Genomic DNA, 9,043 nt, shown 5'->3' on the forward strand with positions numbered 1-9,043 from the left:
TCAATACACATGAGTTCTGTCAAGTCCTAATGTGAGGTATTGGTTGTTTCAGGGGGTCTGTTTGGGAAACTTCAGTTCGCCGCGCGCGCTGCCCATTCGGAACGGAATCGAGCGCAGCGCCAGCCCGGTATTGGCCTGCACCACGAAATGCAGGTGCGGTCCGCTGCTGTGGCCGGTGTTGCCGGACAGGGCGATCGCCTGCCCGGCAGCCACGTTCTGCCCGGGGCGGACGTTGGCGCTGCCAGCCTGCAGGTGCGCGTACAGGGCCATGCTGCCGTCGCTGTGCAGGATGCGCAGCAGACTGCCTTGCTGGCGGCTGTCGACCACCTGCATGACCCGGCCGGCACGCGCGGCCAGCACCGGGGTGCCTTCCGGCAAGGGGAAATCCACCGCGTACAGGTTCTGCGCATCGCTATGGCTGTAGTGGCCAGCGAAGGCCTGGCTGACCCGAGCGGTGGCAATTTGCAGCGGCAATAGATAGAGATGATCCTGCGGTTGCGCTGCTGGGTCGCCAGGAAACGCGTCCAAGGCCAGGCGCAGCGGATTGCCATCATCCGCCAGCCACAACAGGCTGCGCTTCTCTCCTGCGGCCAGCACGGTGGCGTTCGGTGCCCGGCTATCGCCCTGCAGGCGGACCTCTACCGGACCAGCGGTCAGGTTGCTGACGACAGCGTTGCGTCCGCCTGCGCGTGGCTGCAGCTGCAGGCTGGCGAAAGCGTCCGAATTGGCCGCCGCGACCACGGCTGTCGGCGCATTTGCCAGTCCCCAGGCTTCACGCCAGCGACTGCTCGGACTTGCTTCGGCGCCGCTGGCGCACAGCAGTGCCAGTGACAGCAGTGAAGGAATGGTGCGGGGCACGGTGCGGCGTCCTTGGGGCAGGGCCTGATTGTGCCTGTTTGGTTGCCCTCGAAACTTATCCATCTCTTTATGCGAATAAAGCGATTGACAGTCGGGAAAGGGGCTGGCAATGTAGCGCCACCATCGAGACCGGCAGAGGGACAGGCCCTTTGAAGCCGGGGCAACCAGCGGACGCGCAAGCGGCTGCGTTTGGTGCCAAATCCTGCGGTGACCTCCGTGTCCGCCGAAAGATGGTTCGTTCCGTACCGCGTGTACGGCGAACACGAGCTCCGCGAAAGCTCGATGGCCGCTCCTTATCGGATACCGCCATGAGTTTCGCCACCGCTACCGCAGTCCAGCTTGCCCCCGTCGCTTTCATTGACCGTGCCGACAGCAGCGTTGCCGCTGTGCGTGGCGAGATCGAGCTGCAGCTGCGCATGCGACACGCAGGTCAGCGTGCGCTGCGCCTGCGTTACGAGCTGGTTGGCGCTGCCGACGCACCGGTGGTGCTGGTGGCCGGCGGTATTTCCGCGCACCGGCATCTCGCCGCGAATACGGGCTATGCCGAGAAAGGCTGGGCCGAGGGCCTGGTCGGTACTGGCCGCGCGCTGGATCCGGCGTGTCGTCGCTTGCTTGGTTTTGATTTCATCGGCGCGGATGGCGAGCTTGATGCGCCCATCGATACCGCCGATCAGGCCGATGCCATCGCCGCGTTGCTGGACGCATTGCATATCGAGCAGCTGCATGGCTTCGTCGGCTACTCCTATGGCGCCTTGGTTGGCCTGCAACTGGCCATCCGCCATCCGCGCCGCCTGCACAAGCTGATCGCGGTCAGTGGCGCGCACCGCCCGCACCCGTATGCATCGGCGTGGCGCGCGCTGCAGCGTCGTGCGGTCGCGTTGGGGCAGCTGCAGTGCGCGGAGAGTCATGGTCTGGCGCTGGCGCGTCAGTTCGCCATGCTCAGCTATCGCACCCCGGAAGAATTTGGTGAACGCTTCGATGCGCCACCGGAAGTGGTCAATGGTCGTGTGCGCGTCGCCGCCGAGGATTACCTCGACGCTGCTGGCGCACAGTACGTGGCCCGCACCCGCGTCAACGCCTACCTGCGTCTGTCCGAATCCATCGATCTGCACCGGGTTGATCCGGCCGCCGTCAGCGTGCCGACCCTGGTGGTCGCGGTTGAAGGTGACCGGCTGGTGCCGCTGTCGGACCTGGTCGCGCTGGTCGAAGGCCTGGGTCAGCGCGGCAGCCTGCGCGTGCTGCGCTCGCCCTACGGCCACGACGCCTTCCTCAAAGAAACCGATCGCATCGACGCGATCCTCGCCACTGCCCTACGCCTGCCTGGAGAAACCGCATGAGCCTGTCCCACACTTCCGATATCTCCTGCAGCCGCGCCACCGCCGCTGTACGTGCGGGCATCGACCGCGACACAGCCTATGGTGCGGTGACGCCGCCGATCGTGCTGTCGTCCAACTTCAGCTTTGATGGTTTCGGCAACAAGCGCCAGTATGACTACACCCGCAGTGGCAACCCGACCCGCGACCTGCTCGGCGAAGCACTGGCCGAGCTGGAAGGTGGTGCCGGCGGGGTGATCACCGCGACCGGCATGGGCGCGATCAACCTGGTGTTGAATGCCTTGTTGGAGCCGGGTGATCACCTGGTGGTGCCGCACGATGCCTACGGTGGCAGCTGGCGCCTGTTCAATGCGCTGGCCAAGAAGGGACACTTCGAGCTGATCACCGCCGACCTGACCGACCCGCGCTCGCTGGCCGATGCGCTGGTGCAGTCGCCGAAGCTGGTGCTGATCGAAACCCCGTCCAATCCGCTGTTGCGCATCACCGACCTGCGCTTCGTCATCGAGGCCGCGCACAAGGCCGGTGCCAAGGTGGTTGTGGACAACACCTTCCTGTCGCCGGCGCTGCAGACGCCGATCGCCTTCGGCGCCGACGTGGTGCTGCATTCGACCACCAAATACGTCAACGGCCACAGTGACGTGGTTGGTGGTGCGGTGATTGCGCGTGATGCCGAAGTGCACCAGCAACTGGTGTGGTGGGCCAATGCGCTGGGCCTGACCGGTTCGCCTTTCGATGCCTTCCTGACCCTGCGCGGCCTGCGCACCCTGGATGCACGCCTGCGCGTGCACCAGGAAAACACCAGCGCCGTGGTTGAGCTGCTGGCGGCCAGTGACGCTGTTTCCAACGTGTATTACCCGGGGCTGGAGTCGCATCCGGGCCATGCGGTGGCGGCGCGTCAGCAGAAGGGTTTCGGCGCGATGCTGTCGTTCGAGCTGGCCGCTTGCGAGGGTGACGATCCGTATGCGGCGGTGCGCGCCTTCCTGGATGGTCTGCACTACTTCACCCTGGCCGAATCGCTGGGCGGCGTGGAAAGCCTGGTCGCGCATCCGGCAACCATGACCCACGCTGCAATGAGCGCCGATGCGCGTGCAGCGGCGGGCATCAGCGAGTGCCTGCTGCGTCTGTCGGTGGGCATCGAGTCCAGCGAGGACCTGGTCGCCGACCTGCAGGCTGGTCTGGAGCGCGCCGCCAAGGTGATTGCCGAAGCGCAGCTGACCGCTGGCACCTGTAAAAAAACGGTGGATGCATGAGCGCGGTGCTGCGTCCGCTGGAACAGCCGCAGGCGCGGCTGGTGTTGTTGGGAACCGGTACGGTTGGCTCGGCCTTTGTTGCCCGCTACCAGGCATTGCAACAGCGGCAGCTGAGCCTGCCTTCACTGCATGTGGTGGCCAACTCGCGCATCGCGCTCGCCTGCGAGGATGCGCCGGAGGCGGCGCTGTCGCGTGCGCGTGACGCGCAGCGACAAGGTGATGAGCCGGTGCATCGCGAGGAAGTAGGGCGCCTGCGTGTTGGTGACATCGTGGTGGATGCCACCGCCAGTGAAGCCGTCGCAGCAGACCATGCACGGTGGTTGGCGCAGGGTATCCATGTGGTGACCGCAAACAAGTTGGGCAATGGCACGGCCTTGGCGCGCGCGCAGCAAATTGGCGCGGTGATTGCGAGCGGCGACGCCCGCTATGGTGACGCGGCAACGGTCGGTGCGGGCCTGCCGCTGTTGCGCAGCATCCGCGCCCTGGTTGCCGGTGGTGACCATGTGCATGCCATCGAAGGTGTGCTGTCCGGGTCGCTGGCCTGGCTGTTCGATCGTTATGACGGTAGTCAGCCGTTTTCCGCCTGTGTACGCGAAGCCGCCGCTGCCGGTTACACGGAGCCGGATCCACGTATTGATCTGTCCGGCGAAGATGTACGCCGCAAGCTGCTGATCCTTGCACGTGCGGCGGGTGTGCCGCTGGAAGCCGATCAGATCAAGGTCGACTCGCTGGTGCCAACGGCATTGGCGGCACTGTCCTCCGACGATGTGGATGGCGCACTGTCGTTGCTGGACGCGCCTTTGGCCGAACGCCTGCAGCAGGCACGCGCGCAGGGTTTGAAGCTGTGCTTCGTGGGCCGCCTGGATGCGCAGGGTGCAAGCGTTGGTCTGCGTGCACTGCCGCAAGGCCATGCTCTGGCTGGCGGCAGCGGCACCGACAACCGGGTGGCAATCCACAGCGACCGCTACAACAGCCAGCCGCTGTTGATCCAGGGGCCGGGCGCGGGCGCCGAAGTAACCGCCGCAGCATTGCTGGACGACGTGTTGACCATCGTCAACCGCTGAGCTTCGATGCAGCGCCGATGGTGTGCTGCATCGCGGACTGATTGCCGGCCCTGGCAGGGAGCTGCGAGGGCCGGCATCGATTGCACTCGCGAAGATGTCGAGTGGGCGGTGAAACCCGTCATTCAGTGGTAGTGGTGCAACTTTCAGGCTTTATGATGCCGGGGTGCTGGCGTCATGAAGCCTGCGTTGCCATGCCGCGCAGGTCGCACGCCGCTGCTTTCCTCCTCTGACAGGTGTGCTGTGTCCAAAGGTGTTCTGGTTTCACTGGCAGCGTCGTTGCTGTTCGGTCTGATGTACTACGCCAGCCCGCAGCTGGCGCCGCTGCAAGGTGGCGATATCTTTGGCTGGCGGGTGTTGTTCGCGGTGCCGTTGATAGCGCTGATGTTGCATGTGAGTGGTGAGAAGACCCTGATCATCGATACCCTGCGACGCCTGCGGGTTGAGCGCCGGTTGTGGTGGGCGTTGCCGCTGTGCGCGGGCATGGTCGGAGTACAGCTTTGGCTGTTTCTGTGGGCGCCGCTGCATGGCCGCGCGTTGCAGGTATCGATGGGTTACTTCCTGCTGCCCTTGGTGATGGTGCTGCTGGGGCGCGTGGTTTACGGCGAGCGCCTGTCGGCCCTGCAGAAGTTGGCTGTGGCCAGTGCCGCGCTCGGCGTGGGCTGGGCCTTGCTGCGCAACCACGGTCTGTCGTGGGAAATGCTGCTGGTGGCCTTGGGCTACCCGGCTTACTTCCTGCTGCGCCGGCATCTGCGCATCGGTCACCTCGGTGGGTTCTGGGTGGAACTGGTGCTGTTGCTGCCGGTGGCCTGGTGGGCGGCGATTGGTGATGGGCATCAGCTGCTGGCAGCGTTGGCGCAGAAGCCGGCTTTGTACATGTTGATTCCGCTGCTCGGGGCGATCAGCGCGGTGGCGCTGATGTGCTACATGCTGGCCTCGAAGATGCTGTCATTCAGCCTGTTCGGCCTGCTTACCTATGTGGAGCCGGTACTACTTATGCTGGCGGCCTTGCTGCTGGGTGAGAGCGTCGGTCACGGGCAGTGGCCGACCTATGTGGCGATCTGGCTGGCGGTGGCTCTGTTGGCCCTGGAAGGCACGCTGAAGCTCGGCAGGCGCACCGCCTGAGTGGTCAACCGCGCTTGGCCCTGGCGGCGAGGTGCTGCAGGACGGCTTCACGGCTCATGCGTGCCCCATTGCTGTCGACGGCGGTGAAGTCCACTCCGTTCTCCCATAGCTGCGGGGCGAGCAGTACCGCCATGTCTTCGGAAGCGGTCTGCGACTGCAGGTTCAACAAGCGCTGGTTGAAGCCGGCCGCGCGCAGCCACGCGTTGTAGCTGGAGTTGTGCTCGGTAGCGAACTGGACCTGGTAGTGGCACTCCTTGCGCTCAGCCTCTTCAGGGCGGGCATCACATTGCGGATTCCACTGGTGCAGGCCGATCACCGCATCGGCCTCCATCTGCCGTTGGTTGGCGGCAGCCCAAAGTGCCACGCACATGCTGGCGCAGTGCGAGCGGACCCGCACGGTGAGGTTGTTGCGGTTGATCAGGCGTGCAGCTTCCAGCCCCGGATTGGCATAGCCACCGCCGCTGGTGATATCGATGCGACGCACGCTTGGATTGGCATCAAGTAGCGTCTTCATCTGGGTGGCAAAGTTCCTGCCGACACTGCCTTCGATGCGCAATACACTGCCGCCTTCCTGTACCGACATCTGCGCCTCGTCTATGTTCGCCATCGTCGTGGACTTCTCGCCCTGGATGACCATTGCTTCAGCGCCCGAGCCGGGTGCTGCAGCTGCGGGCGCTACGACATCTGATGCAGTTGCGGCCGTGTCAGTAACTGCTGGCGCCGGCTTTCGATTGCCAAAGTGGTAGGCCAGCAACAGCAGGGCCGCTGCGGCAAGTACCAGCTTGATCAAGGTCGCCACGCCATTGCCGGGCGCTGCGGTGCGTGCGGCCGAGCGCGGACGTCGCGTCGGCGCCTGCTCGCCGGATTCCTTTTCGCCGTGCATCCGCTCCCCCTGAAGCTGCGTTGTGATGGGCGATTCTGGTGTAACGAGCGGAAGTATTGCAACACGCGTACGTTGCGGATCGAAAGCGCTCGTCCTGAACTTGGCGATGCCTGCTTGCGGTTAGTGGGGACGGCTGCGTTGGCGCCACAGCGTGTGGGCCAATAACGCCAGCAACAGGAGGATGCCCAAGGGCAGGACCAGCAGCATGTTGACTAGCTCTGTCCACCAGGCCAGATCGAGCTGCCAGCTGTTCCATGCCTTGCTATTGGCGGCTCTGATTGCCACGGCCATGTCCATGCCGGTGGCTGCAGACGGTGCTGCGCTCAACTGGCCTGCCAGCCGGTAGCGTCCGGGCGGGATTGATGGCAGGGGCTGGGTGCAGCTGACGGTGTCGCTCGACCAGCTGTCCACGCGGTGGAACGGGGTGGTGCCGGCGGCAAGCTGTTGCCCGTCGTTTGCAAGCAATCGCCACTGCAACGTGATTGCGCTGGTGTCTGGTGTTGCTTGTTTCCACGGAGCGGTGCGGTGCGCGAATTCCTCGTCGCTCAAGCTGCCTGGATGCAGATCCAGATTCAACGCCCAGTGTTCCTGCAGGCGGATGCTGATGGGAATGTCGAAACTGCCATCGGTGGCGACGGCGCCTTGGCCGGGCGCTGCGGTCCAGTAACTGCGCCACAGCCAGCTTGCGCTCAGCCAAAGCAACAAAATAACCAGCAGGCGCCAGCCCCAGCGGGGCCAGCGCCGGTTTACGCGCGTATCAGCACTCGATGACGTTGACGGCGAGGCCGCCACGGCTGGTTTCTTTGTACTTGTCCTGCATGTCGCGGCCAGTGTCGCGCATGGTCTTGATCACCTTGTCCAGCGAGACCTTGTGCTTGCCGTCGCCGCGCATGGCCATGCGGCTGGCATTGATCGCCTTCACCGAGCCCATCGCGTTGCGCTCGATGCAGGGAATCTGCACCAGCCCGCCGATCGGGTCGCAGGTCAGGCCGAGGTTGTGTTCCATGCCGATCTCGGCAGCGTTCTCAATCTGGCCGGGGTTACCGCCCAGTGCTGCCATCAGGCCGCCAGCGGCCATCGAGCAGGCCACGCCGACTTCGCCCTGGCAGCCGACTTCAGCGCCGCTGATCGAGGCGTTTTCCTTGTACAGGATGCCGATGGCGGCAGCCGTCAGCAGGAAGTTGAACACGCCTTGCTCGTTGCTGCCCGGGCAGAAGCGGTCGTAGTAGTGCAGCACCGACGGAATGATGCCGGCTGCACCGTTGGTGGGCGCGGTGACCACGCGGCCACCGGCGGCGTTTTCTTCGTTGACTGCCAAAGCGTACAGATTGACCCAGTCCAGCGTCGTCAGCGGGTCGCGCATCGCGGCCTCGGGGCGCGAGGACAGTTCGCGGTACAGCGTGGGTGCGCGGCGGCTGACATGCAGGCCGCCGGGCAAGGTGCCTTCGGAACGGATGCCGCGGGTCACGCAGGACTGCATGGCGTCCCAGATCTCGCGCAGGCCGGCGCGGATCTCATCCTCGCTGCGCCAGCACTTCTCGTTCTCGTACATCATCTGGGCGATGCTCAGGCCGCTGCGCGCCGCCTGCGCCAGCAGCTCGTCGCCGCTCTTGAACGGGTAGGGGATCGGCGTCTGGTCCGGCACGATGCGGTCATCGGCGGCATCATCTTCATTCACCACGAAGCCGCCGCCGACCGAGTAGTAATCGCGGGTGGCGATGATCTGATCGTCGGCATCGTAGGCGGTGAAGCGCATGCCGTTGGTGTGGTACGGCAGCTTCTGGCGCTTGTTCAGGGCCAGGTCGCGCTTCTCGTCGAAGGCGATCTCGCGCTGTCCCATCAACTTGATGCGCTTGCTGCTGCGGATGCGTTCCAGCGTGGCCGGGATGATGTCCGGATCGATCTCGTTGGGGCGATGGCCTTCCAGGCCCAGCAATACCGCCTTGTCGGTGCCATGGCCGCGCCCGGTCAGGGCCAGCGAGCCGAACACCTCGGCGCGGATGCGCACGGTGTTGTCCAGCTGGCCCGGATCCAGCAGCCATCGGTGGACGAAGCGCTCGGCCGCGCGCATCGGGCCGACGGTGTGTGACGAACTCGGGCCGATGCCGATCTTGAACAGGTCGAACGTACTGACGGACATGCTGATTCTGCGTGTTGCGTTGAGATGGCCGCTATTCTACGGGTTCATCGCTGCAGGCCATGTCTGCAGCGCAGCATTGCCGGAGCAGATGCGCGATGGGATTGACCCTGTACCAACGTGATGATTGCCATCTGTGCGACCTGGCGCTGGCGGTGTTGGCGCAGGCACGGGCGCCGGAATTCGACAGTGTGTTCATCGATGACGATGCGGCGCTGGAGGCGGCCTATGGCGCGCGCGTGCCGGTATTGCGGGATGCAGGCGGCAGGGAGCTGGATTGGCCGTTTGATTCGGCGGCGTTTGGGGCCGGGGTGTGGCCCCCAAATTTATTGGCGGCCCCCAAGGCGGGGGGGGGGGGGGGCCGAAAGGAAAAGGCCAAAACGAACAGACCACAA

General features: G+C 64.8%; 9 protein-coding genes and 1 riboswitch. Of the genes, 5 read left to right on the forward strand and 4 right to left on the reverse strand.

The window, feature by feature from the left end; all coding sequences use genetic code 11:
• Positions 1–48: 48 nt before the first annotated feature.
• A complete protein-coding gene (locus tag ACVOMF_RS11155; RefSeq protein WP_481509346.1) occupies positions 49–858 on the reverse strand; it encodes a M23 family metallopeptidase in 810 nt (269 codons plus the stop codon).
• A 117-nt stretch (positions 859–975) separates the two neighbouring features.
• Positions 976–1,095, forward strand: a riboswitch (SAM riboswitch).
• A 71-nt stretch (positions 1,096–1,166) separates the two neighbouring features.
• Here ACVOMF_RS11155 and metX point away from each other — a divergent pair.
• The 4 genes from metX (at position 1,167) to rarD (ending at position 5,628) form a co-directional block, all read left to right on the forward strand.
• Positions 1,167–2,195: a homoserine O-succinyltransferase MetX gene (gene metX, locus ACVOMF_RS11160; protein ID WP_481509347.1), complete on the forward strand. Its 1,029-nt coding sequence runs from the start codon at positions 1,167–1,169 to the stop codon at positions 2,193–2,195.
• Entirely contained in the window at positions 2,192–3,442 is a 1,251-nt protein-coding gene (locus ACVOMF_RS11165) for an O-succinylhomoserine (thiol)-lyase (RefSeq protein ID WP_481509348.1), read from the forward strand. The genes metX and ACVOMF_RS11165 overlap by 4 nt, the downstream gene beginning before the upstream one ends.
• On the forward strand, positions 3,439–4,506 hold the full coding sequence (locus ACVOMF_RS11170) for a homoserine dehydrogenase family protein (RefSeq protein WP_481509349.1): 1,068 nt from the start codon (positions 3,439–3,441) through the stop codon (positions 4,504–4,506). Before ACVOMF_RS11165 ends, ACVOMF_RS11170 begins: the two co-directional genes overlap by 4 nt.
• Positions 4,507–4,746: 240 nt before the next feature.
• Complete coding sequence (gene rarD, locus ACVOMF_RS11175) at positions 4,747–5,628, forward strand: EamA family transporter RarD (RefSeq protein WP_481509350.1); 882 nt, start codon at positions 4,747–4,749, stop codon at positions 5,626–5,628.
• 4 nt (positions 5,629–5,632) lie between these two features.
• Here rarD and ACVOMF_RS11180 read toward each other — a convergent pair whose 3' ends face one another.
• The 3 genes from ACVOMF_RS11180 to ACVOMF_RS11190 all read right to left on the reverse strand — a co-directional run bounded on the left by ACVOMF_RS11180 (position 5,633) and on the right by ACVOMF_RS11190 (position 8,651).
• Complete coding sequence (locus ACVOMF_RS11180) at positions 5,633–6,511, reverse strand: hypothetical protein (protein WP_481509351.1); 879 nt, start codon at positions 6,509–6,511, stop codon at positions 5,633–5,635.
• Between the two features lie 120 nt (positions 6,512–6,631).
• Entirely contained in the window at positions 6,632–7,213 is a 582-nt protein-coding gene (locus ACVOMF_RS11185) for a hypothetical protein (RefSeq protein ID WP_481509352.1), read from the reverse strand.
• A gap of 55 nt (positions 7,214–7,268) precedes the next feature.
• Positions 7,269–8,651, reverse strand: a complete 1,383-nt coding sequence (locus tag ACVOMF_RS11190; RefSeq protein ID WP_481509353.1) for an L-serine ammonia-lyase — start codon at positions 8,649–8,651, stop codon at positions 7,269–7,271.
• A 95-nt stretch (positions 8,652–8,746) separates the two neighbouring features.
• On the opposite strand from ACVOMF_RS11190, the gene ACVOMF_RS11195 reads away from it, so the two are divergent.
• On the forward strand, positions 8,747–9,043 hold a 297-nt coding region (locus ACVOMF_RS11195; RefSeq protein WP_481509354.1), incomplete at its 3' end, for a glutaredoxin family protein.

The sequence above is a fragment of the Stenotrophomonas sp. STEN022 genome, assembly GCF_056760155.1.